General features: G+C 48.9%; 19 protein-coding genes. 14 read left to right on the top strand and 5 right to left on the bottom strand.

Going from position 1 to position 20,843, the window contains the following annotated elements:
* Nucleotides 1-806, bottom strand: an 806-nt coding sequence (locus AC6R1A_RS07970; RefSeq protein ID WP_500646171.1) for an NADP(H)-dependent aldo-keto reductase, incomplete at its 3' end; no start/stop codon positions are given.
* A gap of 143 nt (nucleotides 807-949) precedes the next feature.
* Between AC6R1A_RS07970 and AC6R1A_RS07965 the strand changes: the two genes are divergently transcribed.
* A complete protein-coding gene (locus tag AC6R1A_RS07965) occupies nucleotides 950-1,261 on the top strand; it encodes a DUF6482 family protein (protein WP_487901851.1) in 312 nt (103 codons plus the stop codon).
* Nucleotides 1,262-1,268: 7 nt separating this feature from the next.
* On the opposite strand, the gene mutH is transcribed toward AC6R1A_RS07965, so the two are convergent.
* Entirely contained in the window at nucleotides 1,269-1,934 is a 666-nt protein-coding gene (gene mutH, locus AC6R1A_RS07960; protein ID WP_500632717.1) for a DNA mismatch repair endonuclease MutH, read from the bottom strand.
* A 615-nt stretch (nucleotides 1,935-2,549) separates the two neighbouring features.
* Here mutH and rppH point away from each other — a divergent pair.
* From rppH to AC6R1A_RS07935, 5 genes are read left to right on the top strand one after another with little or no spacing between them, the layout of a single operon-like run.
* Nucleotides 2,550-3,068 carry an RNA pyrophosphohydrolase gene (gene rppH, locus AC6R1A_RS07955; protein ID WP_334554039.1) on the top strand — a complete coding sequence of 173 codons (519 nt, stop codon included), beginning with the start codon at nucleotides 2,550-2,552 and terminating at the stop codon, nucleotides 3,066-3,068.
* A gap of 2 nt (nucleotides 3,069-3,070) precedes the next feature.
* Nucleotides 3,071-5,317, top strand: coding sequence for a phosphoenolpyruvate--protein phosphotransferase (gene ptsP, locus AC6R1A_RS07950; RefSeq protein WP_487901853.1), 2,247 nt, complete (start codon nucleotides 3,071-3,073; stop codon nucleotides 5,315-5,317).
* A gap of 8 nt (nucleotides 5,318-5,325) precedes the next feature.
* Entirely contained in the window at nucleotides 5,326-6,117 is a 792-nt protein-coding gene (locus tag AC6R1A_RS07945; RefSeq protein WP_500632716.1) for a sulfite exporter TauE/SafE family protein, read from the top strand.
* 54 nt (nucleotides 6,118-6,171) lie between these two features.
* Nucleotides 6,172-6,993 (top strand): prolipoprotein diacylglyceryl transferase, encoded by an 822-nt coding sequence (gene lgt, locus AC6R1A_RS07940; RefSeq protein WP_334554044.1) that lies wholly within the window; start codon nucleotides 6,172-6,174, stop codon nucleotides 6,991-6,993.
* A 9-nt stretch (nucleotides 6,994-7,002) separates the two neighbouring features.
* On the top strand, nucleotides 7,003-7,854 hold the full coding sequence (locus AC6R1A_RS07935; RefSeq protein WP_500632715.1) for a thymidylate synthase: 852 nt from the start codon (nucleotides 7,003-7,005) through the stop codon (nucleotides 7,852-7,854).
* A 111-nt stretch (nucleotides 7,855-7,965) separates the two neighbouring features.
* Here the strand turns inward: AC6R1A_RS07935 and AC6R1A_RS07930 are convergent, their stop codons facing one another.
* Nucleotides 7,966-9,111 (bottom strand): Na/Pi symporter, encoded by a 1,146-nt coding sequence (locus tag AC6R1A_RS07930; RefSeq protein WP_487901857.1) that lies wholly within the window; start codon nucleotides 9,109-9,111, stop codon nucleotides 7,966-7,968.
* 410 nt (nucleotides 9,112-9,521) lie between these two features.
* Between AC6R1A_RS07930 and nhaR the strand changes: the two genes are divergently transcribed.
* Both nhaR and AC6R1A_RS07920 read left to right on the top strand, forming a co-directional pair.
* Nucleotides 9,522-10,415: a transcriptional activator NhaR gene (gene nhaR, locus AC6R1A_RS07925; protein WP_500630098.1), complete on the top strand. Its 894-nt coding sequence runs from the start codon at nucleotides 9,522-9,524 to the stop codon at nucleotides 10,413-10,415.
* A gap of 143 nt (nucleotides 10,416-10,558) precedes the next feature.
* On the top strand, nucleotides 10,559-10,852 hold the full coding sequence (locus AC6R1A_RS07920) for an ArsR/SmtB family transcription factor (RefSeq protein WP_334554121.1): 294 nt from the start codon (nucleotides 10,559-10,561) through the stop codon (nucleotides 10,850-10,852).
* 101 nt (nucleotides 10,853-10,953) lie between these two features.
* On the opposite strand, the gene rpsT is transcribed toward AC6R1A_RS07920, so the two are convergent.
* Nucleotides 10,954-11,214 carry a 30S ribosomal protein S20 gene (gene rpsT / locus AC6R1A_RS07915; RefSeq protein WP_004744855.1) on the bottom strand — a complete coding sequence of 87 codons (261 nt, stop codon included), beginning with the start codon at nucleotides 11,212-11,214 and terminating at the stop codon, nucleotides 10,954-10,956.
* A gap of 260 nt (nucleotides 11,215-11,474) precedes the next feature.
* On the opposite strand from rpsT, the gene murJ reads away from it, so the two are divergent.
* The 6 genes from murJ (at nucleotide 11,475) to ispH (ending at nucleotide 19,108) form a co-directional block, all read left to right on the top strand.
* Nucleotides 11,475-13,037 (top strand): murein biosynthesis integral membrane protein MurJ, encoded by a 1,563-nt coding sequence (murJ, locus tag AC6R1A_RS07910; RefSeq protein WP_500632714.1) that lies wholly within the window; start codon nucleotides 11,475-11,477, stop codon nucleotides 13,035-13,037.
* Between the two features lie 71 nt (nucleotides 13,038-13,108).
* Nucleotides 13,109-14,044 carry a bifunctional riboflavin kinase/FAD synthetase gene (ribF, locus tag AC6R1A_RS07905; RefSeq protein ID WP_500632713.1) on the top strand — a complete coding sequence of 312 codons (936 nt, stop codon included), beginning with the start codon at nucleotides 13,109-13,111 and terminating at the stop codon, nucleotides 14,042-14,044.
* A gap of 64 nt (nucleotides 14,045-14,108) precedes the next feature.
* Complete coding sequence (gene ileS / locus AC6R1A_RS07900) at nucleotides 14,109-16,955, top strand: isoleucine--tRNA ligase (protein WP_500632712.1); 2,847 nt, start codon at nucleotides 14,109-14,111, stop codon at nucleotides 16,953-16,955.
* Between the two features lie 64 nt (nucleotides 16,956-17,019).
* Nucleotides 17,020-17,526, top strand: coding sequence for a signal peptidase II (lspA, locus tag AC6R1A_RS07895; protein WP_500632711.1), 507 nt, complete (start codon nucleotides 17,020-17,022; stop codon nucleotides 17,524-17,526).
* Nucleotides 17,527-17,685: 159 nt separating this feature from the next.
* On the top strand, nucleotides 17,686-18,117 hold the full coding sequence (gene fkpB, locus AC6R1A_RS07890) for an FKBP-type peptidyl-prolyl cis-trans isomerase (protein WP_500632710.1): 432 nt from the start codon (nucleotides 17,686-17,688) through the stop codon (nucleotides 18,115-18,117).
* 25 nt (nucleotides 18,118-18,142) lie between these two features.
* Entirely contained in the window at nucleotides 18,143-19,108 is a 966-nt protein-coding gene (gene ispH / locus AC6R1A_RS07885) for a 4-hydroxy-3-methylbut-2-enyl diphosphate reductase (protein WP_500632709.1), read from the top strand.
* Between the two features lie 117 nt (nucleotides 19,109-19,225).
* Here ispH and AC6R1A_RS07880 read toward each other — a convergent pair whose 3' ends face one another.
* Complete coding sequence (locus AC6R1A_RS07880; protein ID WP_500627988.1) at nucleotides 19,226-20,710, bottom strand: carbon starvation CstA family protein; 1,485 nt, start codon at nucleotides 20,708-20,710, stop codon at nucleotides 19,226-19,228.
* Nucleotides 20,711-20,843: the final 133 nt, after the last annotated feature.

The following is a 20,843-nucleotide window of genomic DNA, read 5'->3' as shown; positions in this document are numbered from 1 at the left end:
ATCCCTTGTGGCGTAAAGTAGCGCACAAAGCGTTCGTACAAGCTGCAACGGGCGCCTGTGGGTTTGGCACCATCAAGGTATTTACCACTCAAACAGCCAAAGGCGAGCGGGGAATAGGCCAGAAGTTGCACGCCTTCGAAATGGCTGATTTCAGAAAGCCCGACTTCAAAGCTGCGATTAAGTAAATTGTAGGGGTTTTGAATCGAAACGATCCGTGGCAACTCATGCTTCTCTGCGAGTTTGAGCAGCGACATCACTCCCCAAGGAGTTTCGTTAGAGACGCCGATATAGCGTACTTTTCCTGCACGGACCAATTCCGCCAAGGCTTCTAGGGTTTCGATCAGGGTGACTTCCTGCTGCTGATCCGGATAAGGATAATTAAGCTGACCGAAACAGTTCGTCTGACGCTGAGGCCAGTGGATTTGATACAGGTCGACATAGTCGGTTTGCAAACGCTGCAAGCTATCATCAATGGCTTGGTGAATGTTACGCCAGTCGAGCCTCATGTTGTCACGGATATAAGGCACGCTACGTGGACCGGCGACTTTGGTCGCTAAAATGACTTTCTCACGCTTACCTGATTTTTTGAGCCAGTTGCCAATATAGGTTTCGGTTAACCCCTGGCTTTGCGCTTTGGGCGGTACCGGGTACATTTCGGCGGTATCAATAAAGTTGACGCCACGCTCTAAGGCATAATCTAGCTGACTGAATGCGTCTTGCTCTGTGTTCTGTTCACCAAAGGTCATGGTTCCAAGAGCAATCTGACTGACTTCGAGAGATGAGTGCGGTAACTTGTTGTATTGCATGAACCTTCCTAGTTTCCAGTGGAGATAACTCCAATATAGGGCAAGGTGTGGCTGGTGGATATAGGGTTTATTAACAATTTCGCAAAATTCTGCGTCTTGACTATCTTTAAGAGATCCAGGTTTTTAAGGGATGAAGGTGCGCGATGCAAAAAGTTCAGTTAGATAAATGGATTCACGGCGATCACAAAGAGAGTTATCAGCCGCCCAAGGTATTCGTTATCGGATGTTCCGATGTATCGCAATACTTGTTAGCGGTGGAATACAAGCATAAGCTCGAACCCATCAGAGAAGGAGAAGAACCCCTTCATTTTGATTCGATAGAGCAGGTAAGAGAGGCGCTGTTGAAACTCGGTGTTGAGCGCGCCTACTTAAGATTGCACAACACCTATGATGAGTGTGGCTCGGGCAGTGGACCTCGTTTTCACGATGTGGCGTTGTCGCTCACGACGCATTGAGCTGGCGCTAAATAAAATGACGAGCGAGTATGTTGGCGGTAAATTGCGTACGCAAGTAAAAGCCGCGAGGTAGCGTCTTGATGCGTTTTCCTGTTGCGCCGTAGGCGTCGGTTGAGACTCGACTGTTGGCGGCTTTCGGTCTGATTTGCAGGACTTCACCGTGCTTAGCGGTAATGTGGCTGACTTGGCCAAGTACGATCATCTCCATCAGCTCTTCCCAGTCCGCTCGCAATTGACGTTCTTCTTCGACACTTGGCGACCACAAAAGCGGGGAGCCAACACGCCGCTCTGGCAGTGGAATTTCTCGTTCCCCCTCAACCGGCACCCACAGTACCCGTGATAACTTGTTTCTGACGTGGCTGTTTTCCCATGTTAAACCATGCACTCCCGTTAAAGGGGCGACACAAACAAAGGTGGTTTCCAGTGGCTTACCGCTATAACTGATGGGAATGGTCTTAAGTTCAATCCCGAGATGCTCAAAGTCTTGCTGTGGTTTGCTGCCTGCGGTAGCGCCTAAATGCCATTCCAGTAATTGACCGACCCAGCCTTTGTCACGCTGTAGATTTGCCGGCACCGTCATCTGGGCTTCCTGGGCGAGTTCTGCAAAGGTGAGCCCTGCGATTTGGCTAGCTCGTTCAAACAGTTCTTGCTCGGAGTGTGGGGCTGGTTTCATCAATACGATTCCTTAAGGTCGGTGAGCCATTGTATCGAATCCATTCGAGCGATGAAATCTTGCTTGGGATCCCAAGTGGTGAAAGATCCTACTAAATAGACTTATCCACAGAATTTCATCGCCACTAAGCAATATTTTTAATATCTGGATCAATTAACAGGGATTTTAGGGCTATTTTAGGCTTGATTTCTGCGGTTGTTGTTATTTTACACCTTGCCTGTGTGGATAAAGTGTCCTGTGGTGGATCTTTAACCGATCTGTGTTGTGCGTGAAATATGTCAGATAAAAAGGGATTGGTAATAAGTTGTCTTCTTCTATTATATTGTTTTTAAATGATTTTGTGGCGTAGCGTTCTTTCTGTTTTATTTTGCTAGGTGAGACTTGGCGGGAAAATGATCAGTTGAACCGAGATTCTTCACATAGTTATACACAGAAAAGGTGAATAAATGTGGGCCATGTCTCACAACTGTGTGAATAACTGTAGGGTTGACCGAAAAATATGCAGAGTAGGTGCGTGACGCCATAAATTGAGTGTGAGTCACAATAGGAAGTTTGCTCCGATTGGGGATATGTGGAAAAATCACTGTAATAAAAGATTTTACTAGAGGGTGGCCAGTGATAGATGGCGATGGTTACCGCTTAAATGTGGGAATTGTAATCTGTAACAACCATGGTCAGGTATTCTGGGCTAAACGATACGGACAACATTCTTGGCAGTTTCCTCAAGGGGGAATTGACGACGGTGAGACTCCCGAGCAAGCAATGTATCGGGAACTGTATGAAGAAGTGGGTTTAACAAAGAGTGATGTCACCATAGTGGCAACGAGTCGTCATTGGTTAAGGTATAAACTACCTAAACGGCTGGTTCGATGGGACTCAAAACCTGTTTGTATCGGGCAAAAACAGAAATGGTTCCTCCTGCGGCTAGATTGTGATGAAGCAAAGATCAATATGCAGCACGGGAGTTCCCCTGAATTTGATGGTTGGCGTTGGGTAAGTTATTGGTATCCGGTGCGACAAGTGGTTTCTTTCAAGCGTGATGTGTATCGCCGCGCAATGAAAGAGTTCGCCTCGATGGCAATGCCGTTCAAAGAACGCAGGACGAAAGGCAAACGTAAACACAAAAGAGGATAGACATGCTGTCTCAACTAAGGGAAATAGTTGAACAAGTTTCTAAGGTCGATGATGTGCATCAGGCCTTAGATGTATTGGTTAAGCAAACGTGCAACGCGATGAGTACGGAGTGTTGTACTGTCTATCTTGCAAATGAAGAAATGCAGCGCCTTGAGCTGATGGCGACTCAAGGTCTGCGCTTTAAAGGGGATAAAATCCATATCCGCTTTGAAGAGGGCTTGGTAGGTTTGGTCAAGCGCAGTGCTGAGCCGCTCAACCTCGCTGAAGCCTCCAAACATCCGGATTTCAAATACTTCTCCGAGCTGGGTGAAGAGATTTATCACAGCTTTCTTGGCACACCGATTATCCACCGTAAGCAAGTGTTGGGTGTTTTGGTGGTGCAGCAAAAGACGCCGCGTCAGTTTGACGAAATGGAGGAGTCCTTCCTTGTTACCCTAGCGGCGCAGCTTGCGGTGATTATTGCCCATGCTCAAACCCAAGGTCATTGGCGATTAGAGAAAAAGCAGCAAGCGATTCGAGGGCTGCCTGCCTCAAGTGGTGTGGCCATTGGTGAGTTCTGGTGGGACGATACTCAGCCAGAGTTATCTGAGGTGTATCCAGCTTCTACACTGGATATCGAACGAGAGCAAGAGTGGCTCTTACTGGCGATTGAAGAAGCGCTCGGCGATTTTCGTCGTATGCGTAAAAAGCTCGATAGTGAAATCAACAAAGACGCTTTAGCCATTTTTGACCTCTTTACCCACTTGCTTAACGACCCCATGTTGCGCAAAGATCTCAAGTCGCAAATCCAAAAAGGCGATAGAGCTGACTGGGCGTTGAGACAAGTGGTCGAATCCTACTCGAACCGTTTTGCCCGCATGTCGGATCTCTATCTACGAGAAAGGGCGCAAGACATTCGCGAGCTGGGTCAACGTTTACTGTTTTTCTTGCACAATACCGACAAAGAGCAGCAATTGATTGAGCGCCCAATCATCCTCGTGGTGCGTGAACTGACCGCTTCTTTGCTCGCCTCTATCCCTAAAGACAAGTTACTGGCGGTGATTGCCTTAGAGGGCGCGGCGAACTCGCACGCTGCGATTTTGTCGCGTGCGCTCGGTATTCCGGCCGTGATGGGCGTAAACCTCAATCTCAAAGCGATCAATGGTAAGCAGGGGATTGTCGACGGTTACAGCGGTAAGATTCTGATTTCACCGAGTAAACAGTTACTGAGAGAGTATCGCGCGCTGGTCAACGAAGAGGCGGAGCTGTCTAACTTGGTCAATCAGACCATTCAAGCTCCGGCTTGCACTCAGGATGGTGAACGAGTGGAAGTGATGCTCAATGCTGGTCTGAGCGCAGACACCAACATTGCCATCAATCAGGGCGTTGATGGGGTTGGCCTCTATCGAACCGAAATTTCTTTTTTGCTTCAGCACCGGTTTCCCTCGGAAGAAGAGCAAACCCAGCAGTATCAAGCGGTACTCAATAGTTATCCAGATAAACGAGTGGTGATGCGCACGCTTGATATCGGCGGGGATAAAGCCTTACCCTATCTGCCGATTGAAGAGGACAATCCATTTCTTGGTTGGCGCGGCATCCGTTTTACCTTAGATCATCCCGATATTTTCTTGATGCAGATACGCGCGATGCTACGCGCGAGCACGACGCATCATAACTTAAGTATTTTGCTGCCAATGGTATCAGGGGCGCAGGAGTTGGATGATGCCATCACGCTGATTGAGCGGGCTTATCAAGAAGTCAAACTGCTCGATGAGCGACTGAGCATGCCGCAAATTGGCGTCATGATTGAAGTGCCTTCGATGATTTATCTGCTTCCGATGATTGCTGAGAAAGTCGATTTTGTCTCTATCGGGACGAACGACTTAACTCAATACCTGTTGGCGGTGGATCGCAATAACTCACGCGTGGCCGATGTCTACGAATCTATGCATCCATCGGTGGTGATGGCTCTGGATCACATTCGCCGTACCTGCGATGAGTTAGGCATTCCGGTGTGCATCTGTGGTGAGTTGGCGGGCGATCCGATCGGGGCGATGTTGATGGTGGGGTTGGGGTATCGAAGCCTGAGTATGAATACCTCGAATGTCGCTAAGATCAAATATCTCCTCAGACATACTCAAGTCGATGAGCTGCAACATTTGGCGCAAAATGCGCTGTCACAAGCTTATGGAAAAGACATCTATGCTATGATGCAGGCCTTTTTTGAGCAGAAAGGTTTTGCCGGCTTTATTCGCGCAGGTAAACGATAGGATAGGCAGTGTTTGTAGTATTTCTTGGCTTATTGCTGGTACTCGGTGCCTTTGTCGGCATGATGGCGGGCTTACTTGGCATTGGCGGCGGTTTGATTGTCGTCCCCTCGTTGCTTTTCTTACTCCCGTTGGCGGGGATTGATCCTGATATCGCCATGCACATGGCCCTCGCGACCTCGCTTGCGTCGATTATCATCACTTCCGGCTCATCGGCCCTCAACCACTTTAAATTGGGTAATGTCGATATGTTCGTCATCAAATGGTTGATGCCCGGTGTGGTGATTGGCGGCTTTCTTGGCGCGCACGTCGCAGAGTGGATACCGGCCGCTTACTTACCCAAAGTGTTTGGAGGCATTGTTCTGATGCTCTCTTTGCAAATGCTGTTTTCTCTCAAAGCGACTCAAACGAGAGAAATGCCGGGGCACGCGGCAACGCTCTCGACGGGGATGGGAATTGGTGTGGTGTCGAGTCTGGCCGGGATTGGTGGTGGGTCGTTGTCGGTACCGTTTCTCAATCGTCATGGGATTGAAATGAGAAAAGCGGTCGGGTCGTCATCGGTCTGTGGTTGTGTGTTAGCCATCTCGGGCATGTTGGGGTTTATTCTTAACGGCATGCAGGCACAAGCGCTGCCCGTGGGCAGCCTCGGCTATGTCTATCTACCTGCCTTAGTGGCGATCGCCTCCACCTCAATGTTGACCACTCGTTTTGGTGCGACATTAGCGACCAGTATGCCAACCACGAGGCTGAAAAAAATATTTGCACTGTTTTTAATGTTCGTTGCGGGAACTATGCTACTGTGACGCACTCTCAACTTCTATCTTGAACTCATTGAACACCACAAGAGAATCTCTCCTATGTCCCAGGGATATCTAGACTTTCCAAATATTGATCCGGTATTACTCTCCATTGGCCCACTCTCTATCCGTTGGTACGGTTTAATGTACTTGGTGGGATTTGCTTTTGCTCTTTGGCTAGCGAACCGCCGCGCAGATAAGCCCGGCAGTGGCTGGACACGAGAGCAGGTGTCCGATTTGCTGTTTGCTGGTTTTCTCGGTGTGGTCATTGGTGGCCGAGTTGGCTATGTGCTGTTTTACAACTTTGACCTCTTCCTTCAAGACCCGCTCTATCTGTTTAAAGTATGGACCGGCGGTATGTCATTCCACGGTGGCCTGCTGGGAGTCATTAGCGCGATGTTCTGGTACGCGAAAAAGAACGGTCGAACCTTCTTCGGTGTGGCCGACTTCATCGCCCCGCTGGTGCCGTTTGGTCTCGGTATGGGCCGTTTAGGTAATTTTATGAACAGCGAGCTGTGGGGGCGTGTGACGGATGTGCCTTGGGCGTTTGTCTTCCCAAATGGTGGTCCACTGCCGCGTCACCCGTCTCAGTTATACGAAATGCTGCTCGAAGGCATAGTGCTGTTCTTTATTCTCAACTGGTTTATTAAAAAGCCGCGTCCGCTTGGCGCTGTATCAGGGCTCTTCCTTGCCGGTTATGGTACCTTCCGTTTCTTGGTCGAGTACGTACGTGAGCCTGATGCGCATTTGGGCCTCTTTGGCGGGTTTATCTCTATGGGGCAAATCTTGTCTCTACCAATGGTGATCATTGGTGCCTTGATGGTCGCTTGGGCATATCGACGTGGGCTTTATAAAGACGAATTACCACAACAAACGAAGTAAGGATTGGCTGTGAAACAGTATTTAGATCTTTGTCAGCGCATCGTTGACCAAGGAGAATGGGTAGAAAATGAGCGCACGGGCAAGCGTTGCCTAACGGTGATCAATGCCGATCTCACTTATGATGTGGCGCAAAATCAATTCCCACTCGTGACCACTCGTAAGAGCTTTTGGAAAGCCGCTGTGGCGGAGCTGCTTGGATACATCCGAGGGTATGACAATGCCGCTGATTTTCGTCAGTTAGGCACAAAAACTTGGGATGCCAATGCCAACTTAAATACCGCTTGGCTTGAGAACCCTTACCGCAAAGGTGACGATGACATGGGACGCGTCTACGGCGTTCAAGGTAGAGCTTGGGCCAAACCCGATGGCGGTCATATTGATCAGCTGCGAAAAATTGTCGATGACCTGACTCGAGGCGTGGATGATCGCGGTGAAATCCTCAATTTCTATAACCCGGGTGAGTTTCATATGGGCTGTTTACGTCCGTGCATGTATAGCCACCATTTCTCTCTGCTTGGGGATACCTTGTACCTCAACAGCACACAGCGTTCGTGTGATGTACCGTTGGGTCTGAATTTTAATATGGTTCAAGTGTATGTCTTCTTGGCGATCATGGCGCAAATTACGGGCAAGAAAGCCGGACAAGCCTACCACAAGATTGTCAATGCACACATCTACGAAGACCAGTTAGCCCTAATGCGAGATGTTCAGTTGAAGCGTGAACCTTTGGCCGCGCCCACGTTCCACATCAACCCAGAGATCAAAACCTTGGAAGATTTGGAAACGTGGGTCACCTTGGATGACTTTTGGGTGGAAGGGTATGAGCACCATGACCCAATCCACTATCCGTTCTCAGTGTAATAGCCATTCGCACTGTAATGATTAACAAGAAACCAGCGTACTCGCTGGTTTTTTTGTATAAAAAAAGCCCTCAACCGAGGTCGAGGGCTTAGTATGCGATGGCAAGTGTGTTTAGGTTGTCAGTGCAAGGATAGCGCCTGGTAGGACTAAAAATACTGTCACCAAATAGGCGGCGACGACCGCTTTGTTCTTCACCGCCATGTCTGAAATCATGTCGGCGGCTTTGACCGGTAGCTCACGTAAGAACGGAATACCGAAGATGAACACGGTGGCCAATACGTTAAATGCGAGGTGCACTAAGGCAATCTGCAGTGCAAAAACCGCGAACTCACCCGAGGCTGCCGTTGCAGCAAGCAAGGCTGTGATACAAGTACCGATGTTCGCACCCAGAGTGAATGGGTAGACGTCACGGACTTTCAGCACGCCAGAGCCTACAAGCGGTACCATCAAGCTGGTCGTAGTAGATGAAGATTGAACCAGTACGGTCACTACAGAGCCAGACACGATGCCGTGGATAGGACCACGACCGATAGCGCTTTTCAAAATCTCACGAGCACGGCCAACCATCAAGCTCTTCATTAATTTACCCATAACAGTAATGGCCACGAAGATGGTCGCAATACCTAGAACAATCAATAGCACCCCACCCATGGTGTCGCCAAAGGTTGCCAACGGCTCCTTAACGGCATTCACAACAGGCTTAGTGATAGGTTTGATGAAGTTCAAGCCTTTCATGCTCATGTCGCCCGTTGCAAGGAACGGAGAGACCAGCCAGTGGGAGATCTTCGCAAGAATGCCAAACATCATTTCCAACGGAAGGAAGATAGCAACAGCAAGCAGGTTGAAGAAGTCATGAATCGTGGCACTGGCGAACGCACGTTTGAACTCTTCTTTATTGCGAATGTGACCAAGAGAGACCAAGGTGTTGGTGACTGTTGTACCAATGTTGGCACCCATGATCATTGGAATGGCGGTCTCAACAGGTAAACCACCTGCCACCAAACCGACAATAATAGAGGTGACGGTACTTGAGGATTGGATCAAGGCGGTGGCCGTCAAGCCAATCATTAATCCAGCAATAGGGTGTGACGCAAATTCAAATAGGACTTTAGCTTGATCGCCGGTTGCCCATTTAAAGCCGCTACCTACCATAGAAACAGCAAGTAGTAGTAGGTATAACATGAATGCCAAGTTAGCCCAGCGTAACCAGCGAGTCGTACTCGAGATTGGTGCTGCTGTAGTAGTAGCTTGGTTCATAATTTTCTCCGTGGACCGTTTAATACTTATTGGTCGGTTGTTGAAATTGAGGCTGATGTTAGAGAGGAAATATTTCAGTAATATTACATTTCTATGTAATGCGGTCTTTTTTGAGGGATAGCGAGGCTTATCGGTGTAATTCTTACGTTACGATTGAGTTAACTTATTGAAAATTATTAATTATTTCTGTATTGATAAAACTGTGCACGAGCGCATTTTTTGACAAAAAATTCAACTGAACGGCTTTCTCTCGTCAGCTTTATGACAGAATAGTGTCATAAAGTTATTGTAAAATTTCGGTATTAGTAGTGAAAAGTCAATGATCATTCGGTTTTGACGAGTTATTGTTGTCATCAACGAGTTTTGATATAACCCATATCTATTGTGCGCTTATTGAAGTTGTTCCCCCTATGTCTCATTTGAACTATAACCACCTCTACTATTTTTGGATGGTGTGCAAACAAGGCTCAGTGACGAAAGCTGCAGATGCCTTGTTTTTAACGCCGCAAACGGTCACTGGCCAGATCAAAGCGTTAGAAGAGCGCATGGATGGAAAGTTGACTAAGCGCAACGGACGCAGCATCGAGCCCACTGAACTGGGTCAATTGGTCTATAAATATGCGGACAGGATGTTTGGTCTAAGCTATGAGATGTTGGATATCGTCAATTACAGCCAACGTTCCAACCTGCTGTTTGATGTGGGGGTGGCGGATGCGCTCTCAAAGCGTTTGGTTAGCAAGATCCTGATGACCACGGTGCCGCAAGACAACAGTATTCATTTACGCTGCTTTGAATCGACGCATGAAATGTTGCTTGAGCAATTGTCGCAGCACAAGTTGGATATGATTTTGTCTGATTGCCCGGTGGACTCAAGCCAAAGTCCAGGTCTGTACAGTAAAAAACTGGGTGAGTGCAAGATGAGCTTTTTCTGCAGTGGCCAAGTGGCTGGGGCGAGTTTTCCCAGTGTGTTAGAGCATCGAAAACTGCTGATCCCCGGTAGTCGCACGGCAATGGGGCGCAAAGTGCTGCAATGGTTTGATCGTCAGGGTTTACAACCGAATATTTTGGGCGAGTTTGATGACGCTGCGCTCATGAAGGCGTTTGCTCGTTATCATCAAGACGTGATCTTTTTGGCGCCTTCTTTATATGTCTCGGAAGTGGATAGCGATCTGCCGCTGCAACACATCGGTGATATTGAGGAGCTAAAAGAAGAGTACTACGTGATATTTGCTGAGCGAATGATTCAACATCCGGCGGTGAAAAATGTGTGTGACGCAGATTTCAATTCTTTGTTTAATTTATAACCTTGCCTAAATGAGAATAGATTACTGTTCTTATTTAGATTACTATCAGCAGCCTGCGGCAAATGGGCCGAAACAGCGATAAAAGAGTATCAGGTGCGGGAAGTGAGGGCTTCTTTGCTCATCGGGTTTAGGGGTAGGTAGTGATGAATCTGGAAGAGATGGAAAAGAACTCTGCTCAAGCAGTTGTCTTACTCAAAGCGATGGCGAACGAAAGACGTTTGCAGATTTTGTGTCTTTTGCATAACCAAGAGCTGTCGGTTGGGGAGCTATCCGCGCAGTTGCAGCTAAGTCAGTCTGCGCTATCTCAGCACTTAGCGTGGCTACGTCGTGATGAACTCGTGGTGACGCGCAAAGAAGCGCAGACGGTGTATTACACTCTTCACAGCGAAGAAGTGAAGAAGATGATCGAGCTGTTGCACCATCTTTACTGTTCTTGATGCATGGATTACCACAAGAACTGGTGTAAGGTTCGACAAATTTCAGATATAAAAAAACCGGCAATAGCCGGTTTTTTCTTCACTGGGAAATCAGAGTTCTATTATAGAGCTTTGATTGCAGCAGCGAAACGAGACTTATGACGAGCAGCTTTATTCTTGTGAATAAGGCCTTTAGTTGCCATGCGGTCTAGGATTGGTGTAACTGCAGCAAATGCTTCAGTTGCAGCAGCTTTGTCGCCTGCTTCGATAGCAGCAACAGTTTTCTTCATGTAAGTGCGCATCATAGAACGACGGCTAGCGTTGTGCTGGCGACGTTTCTCAGCTTGGATAGCGCGCTTCTTAGCAGATTTACTATTTGCCAAGGGTCTAACTCCCAAAAACTTTAGTTCGGTGACAATTTAAGGGCGAGGAATATCCCTCATTTGCGCCTAAATGTCAAATGATTTGTGCAAAAACCCATCGCAGCCAAACAAATTTTGGATTAGAAAGGTCTTCACGGTTAAGATGGCGGGGATTCTATCAGTATTTTTTTTTCAATGCTAATACTAATCTGCTCTCAATGAGTTATTCCCTAATAACCCAAGCACTGAATTGTTAGTATGAGCGAGTTCTTGAGGTAGTCGTGAGTAAACGTCTCTTAAAATCAGGCATGATTGTCAGTGCTATGACATTGATTTCTCGAGTGTTGGGCCTTGTGCGCGACGTAGTGGTCGCAAACTTGATGGGCGCAGGGGCGAGTGCTGATGTCTTCTTTTTCGCCAATAAAATTCCCAACTTTTTACGCCGCCTGTTTGCAGAAGGCGCGTTTTCTCAAGCCTTTGTGCCGGTATTGACCGAATATCACGCCACTGGTGATGAGGAGAAAACCCGCCAACTGATTGCCCGCGCGGCCGGAACGCTCGGCGTCATTGTTTCTATTGTGACACTGCTTGGTGTGTTGGGCTCGGGTGTCGTCACGGCTCTGTTTGGTTTTGGCTGGTTTCTCGATTGGCTGAGTGGCGGACCATCGGCGGAAAAATTTGAGCTGGCCAGTCTGATGCTCAAAATTACCTTTCCCTATTTATGGTTCATCACCTTTGTTGCGCTGTCTGGCGCGATCCTCAATACGCTCGGTAAGTTTGCGGTCTCCTCTTTTACCCCGGTGTTTCTCAATGTGATGATCATCGCTTCGGCGTGGTGGATCGCCCCTCAATTGGCGCAGCCTGAAATTGGCCTGGCGATTGGGGTGTTCTTGGGCGGTCTAGTCCAGTTTCTTTTTCAACTGCCGTTTCTTATTAAAGCCGGTGTGATGGTCAAGCCCAAGTGGGGATGGCGTGATCCCGGGGTCGTGAAAATTCGCACCCTGATGATCCCTGCGCTCTTTGGGGTATCGGTCAGTCAAATCAACTTGTTGTTTGATACCTTTATTGCCAGTTTTCTTCAAACAGGCTCGATCAGTTGGCTTTACTATTCGGATCGATTGCTGGAATTTCCTCTCGGCCTGTTTGGTATTGCCATTGCGACCGTTATTTTGCCGGCGCTATCTCGCAAGCACGTTGATGAGCAGCGTGAAGGATTTGCCCACACCATGGATTGGGGGGTAAGAATGGTCACGCTACTTGGGATCCCGGCAATGCTAGGGTTGATGGTGCTGGCCAAACCGATGCTGATGGTGCTATTCATGCGCGGTGAGTTTTCAGCGCAAGACGTCCAGTTTGCCTCGCTGTCGCTGGTGGCGTATGCCTCAGGGTTGCTGAACTTTATGCTTATCAAGGTGTTAGCTCCTGGTTACTACTCGCGTCAAGATACCAAAACGCCGGTCAAATACGGCATCATCGCCATGGTTTCCAACATGGTGTTTAACGCCATTTTTGCTTGGTTTTATGGTTATGTGGGTCTTGCTATGGCGACCGCGCTCTCTGCGTTTGTCAATATGGCGCTGCTCTACCGAGGCTTGCATCGCGCGGGGGTCTATCAATTGACCAGTAGAACGTGGTGGTTTGTTGGCAAGCTTATCGTTGCCGGCGGTTTGATGGTCGCGGCGATAAGCTCACAACTGGAAAGCATGTCGGTGTGGCTGGCGTGGAGCCTTAGTGAGAGAGTGGTGTCACTGGCGTTGTTAATCGGTCTTGGCGCAGGGGTTTACCTATTGTCACTACTGGTGATGGGCGTGCGAGCAAAAGATTTAAAAGCAGCGACAGAGTAACGCGGATTAGTATATAATCCGTCAGTTTCACGCTTTAGTAATCACAAATACACAGGTTTTATCAACGTCCAATGGAATTAATTCGAGGGATTCATAACATCAAAGCCCAGCATTATGGGTGTGTGTTGACGATAGGAAACTTCGACGGCGTACATTTAGGCCACCAGTCTGTGCTGCGTCAAGTGTCGCAACAAGCGAGCATGCTAGGCTTGCCGTCAACCGTGATGACTTTTGATCCGCAACCATTGGAGTTGTTTGCCAAGCACAATGCGCCAGCGCGTTTAACGCGTCTGCGTGACAAATTTGTCCAGTTAAGCAAATTGGGCCTTGAGCGACTGCTATGCGTGAACTTTAATCAAGAGTTTGCCAACCTGACGGCTGACGAGTTTATTAGCGACTTGTTGGTCAAGCGTTTGGGTGTTAAGTTTCTGGTCGTGGGCGATGATTTTTGCTTCGGTCGCGGCCGTCTTGGTAACTTTGAGATGCTGAAACAAGCGGGTAAAATCCACGGTTTTGAAGTGGTGAGTACGCAAAGCTTTTGTCTGCAAACCGACCGTGTCAGCAGCACCTTGATTCGTGACGCGCTTGCAAAAGATGACTTAGCGCTGGCCGCGACGATGCTCGGACGTGACTACAGTATTAGTGGGCGTGTATCCCACGGCCGAAAATTGGGAAGAACGATAGGTTTTCCTACTGCAAATATCCCTTTGAAACGTTGCGTATCGCCGGTCTCTGGCGTGTACGTCGTTGAGGCACTAGGTCTAGGCCCACAGCCGATTGGCGGCGTGGCCAACATAGGCAATCGCCCGACCGTCAACGGAGTTCGGCAACAACTCGAAGTGCATTTATTCGACTTTCAAGCCAACTTGTATGGCAAACAGCTAGAAATCGTACTTTTACATAAGCTGCGTAATGAGCATAAATTTGAGTCATTCGACGCTTTAAAACAACAAATTGAATTGGATGCTGAGGCAGCAAGGGTGTGGCTGCGTCAGCATAACCGCTAAACGGTTTAGTCCACCGTTTGGCCTAATGTCTAACTTTCGCCCAACACAACGGAATTAAGAATCGATGAGTGAGTATAAAGATACCCTGAACCTTCCTGAAACAGGGTTTCCAATGCGCGGCAACCTGGCGAACCGTGAGCCAGAAATGCTCGAGCGTTGGTATAAAGAAGACCTTTACGGTGAAATCCGTAAAGCGAAGAAAGGCAAAAAATCTTTCGTTCTACACGATGGCCCTCCATACGCCAACGGTGACATTCATATTGGTCACGCACTAAACAAGATTCTTAAAGACATTATTATTAAATCGAAGACGCTTTCCGGCTTCGATGCGCCTTATATCCCTGGCTGGGACTGCCACGGTCTACCTATTGAATTGATGGTAGAAAAGAAAGTGGGTAAGCCTGGGCAAAAGGTATCGGCGGCAGAGTTCCGTGACAAGTGTCGTCAATACGCACAGGGCCAAGTAGAAGGTCAAAAAGAGAGCTTTAAGCGCTTAGGCATCATGGGTGAGTGGGACAAACCATACCGCACCATGGACTTTGCGACAGAAGCAAACATCATTCGCGCGTTGGGTAAGATTGCCGACAACGGCCACCTGCTAAAAGGCTTTAAACCGGTTCACTGGTGTACAGACTGTGGCAGTGCGCTCGCGGAAGCAGAAGTGGAATACAAAGACAAAGTCTCTCCTTCTATTGACGTGCGCTTTAAAGCGGCGGATGAAGCTGCACTGCTGTCGAAGTTTAACCTCAATGAAGGCCACGAAGGCGAAGGTGAGATTTCGATTGTTATTTGGACGACCACGCCGTGGACGTTGCCGGCGAACCGCGCGGTGTGTCTACGTGATGATCTAGAGTATGTCCTTATTCAAGTTGAAGGTGAGACAAAAGAGCGCATCATCGTCGCTGCTGAATTGGCGAAAGACGTGATGGACCGTGCGGGTATCGAGCATTTCCACAACCTAGGCTTTGCGAAAGGTGCGGATCTTGAACTGACTCAATTCCAACATCCGTTCTACGATTTCACTGTGCCAGCTATCCTTGGCGATCACGTGACCACTGAGTCGGGTACGGGTGTGGTACACACTGCGCCTGGCCACGGTCAAGAAGACTTCGCTGTGGGTAACAAGTACAACCTAGAAGTGGCAAACCCAGTGGGGTCAAACGGTGTTTACCTACCGGATACCGAGCTTTTTGCCGGTCAACACGTCTTCAAAGCGAACGATGCCGTGGTGGAAACGCTGAAAGAGAAAGGCGCACTTCTTCATCACCATGCTTACGAGCACAGTTACCCACACTGCTGGCGTCATAAAACGCCCATCATCTTCCGCGCGACTCCACAGTGGTTTGTGTCGATGGATCAAGCAGGTCTGCGTGCTAAGGCGCTGGAATCCATCAAGGGTGTTGAGTGGATGCCAGAATGGGGTCAAAGCCGTATTGAAGGCATGATTGAAGGTCGTCCGGAGTGGTGTATCTCTCGTCAACGTACTTGGGGTGTGCCTATTGCTCTGTTTGTACATAAAGAGACCGCAGAGCTTCATCCAAATACGATTGAACTGGTTGAGAAAGTCGCTCAGCTTGTTGAACAGAAAGGCATTCAGGCTTGGTGGGATCTGGAGATTTCAGAACTGCTTGGCGAAGAAGCCGATCACTACGAAAAAGTACTGGATACGCTAGACGTATGGTTCGACTCTGGTGTCACCCACTACTCAGTGGTTGATGCTCGTGAAGAGTACAACGGCAACAGTGCAGACCTTTACCTTGAAGGTTCAGACCAGCACCGTGGTTGGTTCCAGTCTTCACTGATTTCATCGATTGCGATGAAAGGCGAAGCGCCATACAAACAAGTATTGACGCACGGTTTCGTGGTTGACGGTCAAGGCCGTAAAATGTCGAAATCCATCGGTAACGTTGTGGCACCGAAAGATGTGACCAACAAACTGGGTGCAGATATTCTGCGTCTGTGGGTCGCATCGACAGATTACACAGGTGAAGTGGCGGTTTCAGACGAAATTCTAAAACGCTCGGCGGATGCTTACCGTCGTATTCGTAACACCGCGCGTTTCTTTTTAGCGAACCTCAGTGGCTTTAACCCAGCGACAGACATTGTGCCAGCAGAAGAGATGGTGGCACTGGACCGTTGGGCTGTGGGTCGCGCATTGGCGGCGCAAGAAGAGATTGTCAAAGCGTACGGCGAGTACAACACGCACGCGGTGACACAGCGTCTGATGCAGTTCTGTTCTATCGAGATGGGTTCATTCTACCTAGACGTGATTAAAGACCGTCAATACACGGCGAAACGTGGTGGTCACGCTCAACGCAGCTGTCAGACGGCGCTGTACTACATCGTCGAAGCCTTGGTTCGTTGGATGGCACCGATCATGTCATTCACTGCCGATGAAATTTGGAATGAAATGCCAAGTGCTTTGCCAAGCGGTGAGTCACGCGACAAGTTCGTCTTTACCGGCGAATGGTTTGATGGCCTGTTTGGTCTTGCACAAGGTGAAGAACTCAACAACGCGTTTTGGGCGGACATTCAAGCCGTTCGTGGTAGCGTGAACAAGCTGCTTGAAGATGCACGTAAAGAGAAAACCATCGGTGGCTCATTACAAGCGGAAGTCACCTTGTTCGCAGACGACGCGTTAGCCGAGAAAATCAATAAGCTGGAAGATGAACTTCGATTCGTACTCCTGACCTCTGCTGCTGTGGTGAAACCACTGAGCGAGAAAAGCGATGCGGCGCAAGCAACAGAGCTGGACGGTTTGTTCGTTGAAGTGCATGCCACTGATGCGAAGAAGTGCGATCGCTGTTGGCACCACACGCCAGACGTGGGCACGATTGCGGGTCACGAAGCCATTTGTGGTCGCTGTGTCTCCAACGTAGAAGGCGATGGTGAAACGCGTAAATTCGCGTAATTCATTGAACTTTAAGTCAAATAAACAGCCCCAGTATACACTGGGGCTGTTTTTAGGTAAGAGCATGAGTGAGCACGTATTGACATTAAAACAATCTGGCCTACGTTGGCTGTGGTTGGCATTGGTGATTTTTGTCGCAGACATTGCGATTAAGTTGTTGGTGATGGATAACATGGGGTATGGCTGGGCAAATCGTATCGAAGTCTTACCCTTCTTCAATCTTCTTTACGTTCACAATTATGGCGCGGCATTCAGTTTCTTGAGTGATCAGGCTGGCTGGCAGCGCTGGTTCTTTACTGCGATCGCTGTGATAGTGACGGGGCTACTTAGCTACTGGATGAGCAAACTGCCGAGCACCGAAAAGTGGAACAACATCGCCTACGCGCTGATTATTGGCGGCGCGGTGGGGAACGTTTTTGATCGTGTAGTCCACGGCTTTGTGGTCGATTATCTCGATTTCTTCTGGGGTAATTACCATTGGCCTGCGTTCAACCTGGCAGACAGTGCCATTTGCATTGGCGCCGCGATGATCATTTTGGACGGTTTTCGTAGCAAAAAGAGCCAAGCATGAGTCGTAAAGGTCTGTGACAGCAATAACCTTAGGCGTCGTCCGTTGATTCGGACGGCGCTTTTTACTATAACTGGACGCAGAGCTAGAAACTGGACGCAAAACGAGAAAAAGTGGTCGCAGAGTGAGACCGAAGAATGACAATAACAAGGAAGCCATAACGTGATGACAATCGCCCAAGACAGCGCAGTAACGCTGCACTTTACTATCAAGATGAAAGATGGATCTGTTGCCGACAGTACCCACAACATGGGTAAGCCCGCCAAGTTAGTGATTGGTGATGGCAGTTTGAGTGATAATTTTGAGCAATGTTTGCTTGGCCTCAAGCAAGGTGACAGTAAATCGATAGAGCTCGCCGCCAGCGATGCGTTTGGCGTACCCAATCCAGATAACATTCATCACATGGACCGAACCAAATTCGTCGGCGATGCCGAAGTTGAAGTGGGCACAATCATGGCATTTTCAGGCCCTGATGGCATGGAAATCCCCGGCATTATCACTGAAATCGCGGGCGACTCCGTCACGGTGGATTTCAACCACCCATTAGCTGGGCAAGATGTGACTTTTGAAGTTGAAATTTTATCAGTAGAATAACCGCCCAATTGAAGACGATGACTCGATGAGCAATGAAATGAAAATTCTGTTAGCGAACCCCCGTGGCTTTTGTGCTGGTGTTGATCGCGCAATCAGCATAGTTGAGCGTGCATTGGAGATGTATCAACCGCCAATCTATGTTCGCCATGAAGTGGTACACAACCGATTTGTGGTTGAAGGCTTAAAGCAACGTGGGGCCGTCTTCGTTGAAGAACTGAGTGAAGTGCCTGACGACAACATCGTCATCTTCTCCGCTCACGGCGTGTCGCAAGCGGTACGCAAAGAGGCCAAAGAACGTGCTCTGACTGTGTTTGATGCCACCTGTCCTTTGGTGACAAAAGTCCATATGGAAGTGGCGAGAGCGAGCCGCAAGAACATGGAGGTGGTGCTCATCGGCCACGCCGGTCACCCTGAAGTGGAAGGCACCATGGGCCAGTATGCCAGTCAAACAGGGGGCATGTACCTAGTTGAGACCCCAAGTGATGTGATGGCGTTGAAGGCGAAAGTCAAAGACCCTTCGCATCTTCACTATGTCAGCCAAACCACCTTATCGGTGGATGAAACCGCCGATGTGATTGATGAGCTGCGTCGCGTGTTTCCCGATATTCAAGGGCCGCGCAAAGACGACATCTGCTACGCAACCCAGAACCGCCAAGATGCGGTGCGTGAAATGGCGCAAGATGTGGATGTGGTGATTGTTGTCGGCTCGAAAAACTCCTCGAACTCCACGCGCCTCAAAGAGTTGGCGGAAAAGCTGGGTACCCCTGGTTACTTGACCGATTGCCCTGAAGATGTGCAGCCGCAATGGTTAGAAGGTAAAGCGAAAGTCGGTGTCACGGCTGGGGCATCAGCCCCTGAAGAGTTAGTGAACCAAATCCTTGATCGGATTAAGGCCCTTGGCGGAGCAAAAGAGATCGAAGAGATCCAAGGCCGTGAAGAGAACATGTTCTTTGAAGTGCCGAAAGAGTTGCAGATCAAACAAGTTGATTGAGGCAACGGACGGCTCTCGCGCTAATCAAATCACCTGCAAAATAATTAAGGCTCCCAATGGGAGCCTTTTCTTTGGCTGGCCATTCAGGCCAGCAGTGCGAAGCGAAGGTGGATTGAATTAGGCAGTCTTGGTGACGGTTTGCGGCGTTTCTTCATCCGCAAGCTCAGATTCCCCTTTTCCTTTTGAGGTTTTAATCACGTACACGGTCACGGCCAGTGCGAATAGGATACCCGCAATGGTAGACACTTGAATCGGCAGACCAAAGCCTAGCGTACTGTTGTTTAAGATAAAGGTGACACATACCGTGGTCATGAAGACCGCTGGTACTGTGGTAATCCAGTGCAGTTTGTTGTGACGAAGCAGATACGCCGACGCTGTCCAAAGCATCATCACCGCAGTGGTTTGGTTTGCAAAACCGAAGTAGCGCCAGATGATACCGAAGTCTACTTGAGTCAACACGCCACCAATCACGAACAGAGGCAAGGCCATCAGTAGGCGGTTGCGCAGTGTTTTCTGTTCCATGTTGAAGTACTCAGCCAAGATCAGACGGCTCGAACGAAACGCAGTGTCACCGGAAGTGATAGGCAGAATCACCACACCTAGGAAGGCGATGATGCCACCAAAGACGCCAAGCAGACCAAAAGAGGCGCTGTAGACAACGTTACCTGGGCCACCGTTTTTCACTGCTTCTGACAGTGACTCTAGCGAACCGAAGAATGAAAGCGCAATCGCACACCAGATGAGGGCAATCACACCTTCACCGATCATGGCTCCGTAGAAAACAAAGCGACCGTTTTTCTCGTTTTCCATACAACGTGCCATCAGTGGTGACTGAGTGGCGTGGAAACCTGAAATAGCGCCACATGCGATGGTGATAAACAGTGCTGGCCAGAGCGGCATGTCATTCGGGTTGAGGTTGCTAAGCATGTCAGAGACTTGGAAATCACCCATGACGGTATGCTCGCTAGAGAAGGCGATTGCTGTCATGAGGCCGACAGACATAAAGATAAGCAGCGCGCCGAACAGCGGGTAGAAACGACCAATGATCTTATCTACTGGAACGATAGTCGCGATGATGTAGTAGGCGAAAATCGCAATCACCATGGTCGTCATGCTGACACTGAGGCTTGTTTGGTCGTTGATCAAATTGGTGATCATACCGGCTGGCGCAGAAACGAAGACCACACCTACAAGCAGCAATAAGACAATGGCAAAAATGTTCATGAAATGTTTGGCGCCATTACCTAGGTAGCGACCGGTAATCGTCGGTACGGAAGCGCCGCCATTACGAATCGACAGCATACCTGAGAAGTAGTCATGGACAGCGCCGGCGAAGATACAACCGATGACAATCCACAGCATCGCAGCAGGGCCGTACAGCGCACCCATGATCGGACCAAAAATCGGGCCGACACCAGCGATATTAAGAAGTTGGACTAGATAAACTTTAGGTGTGGACATGGCCACATAGTCGACACCGTCCGCTTTGGTATGGGCAGGCGTCTGACGCTTTTCATTGATTCCGAATACTTTTTCGACGAAAGCGCCGTAGATAAAGTACCCGCCGATGAGTGCGGCGACACAGGTTAAAAACCACAACATAGCTCGTTCCTTAGTGTTAGTTTTATTGATACACCCTGTATGTTACTCCGCTGTTTGGCGAGTTTCGTGTGCTGGTTAGGTCAGTGGTTGTTTGGTGAGTTAAGTGGTCTGTATGGGTAATGAGTGGTTTTTT

The sequence above is a fragment of the Vibrio sp. R10-SG3-ISO3 genome, from assembly GCF_059834225.1.
This window is presented reverse-complemented; position numbering and strand designations above follow the sequence as displayed.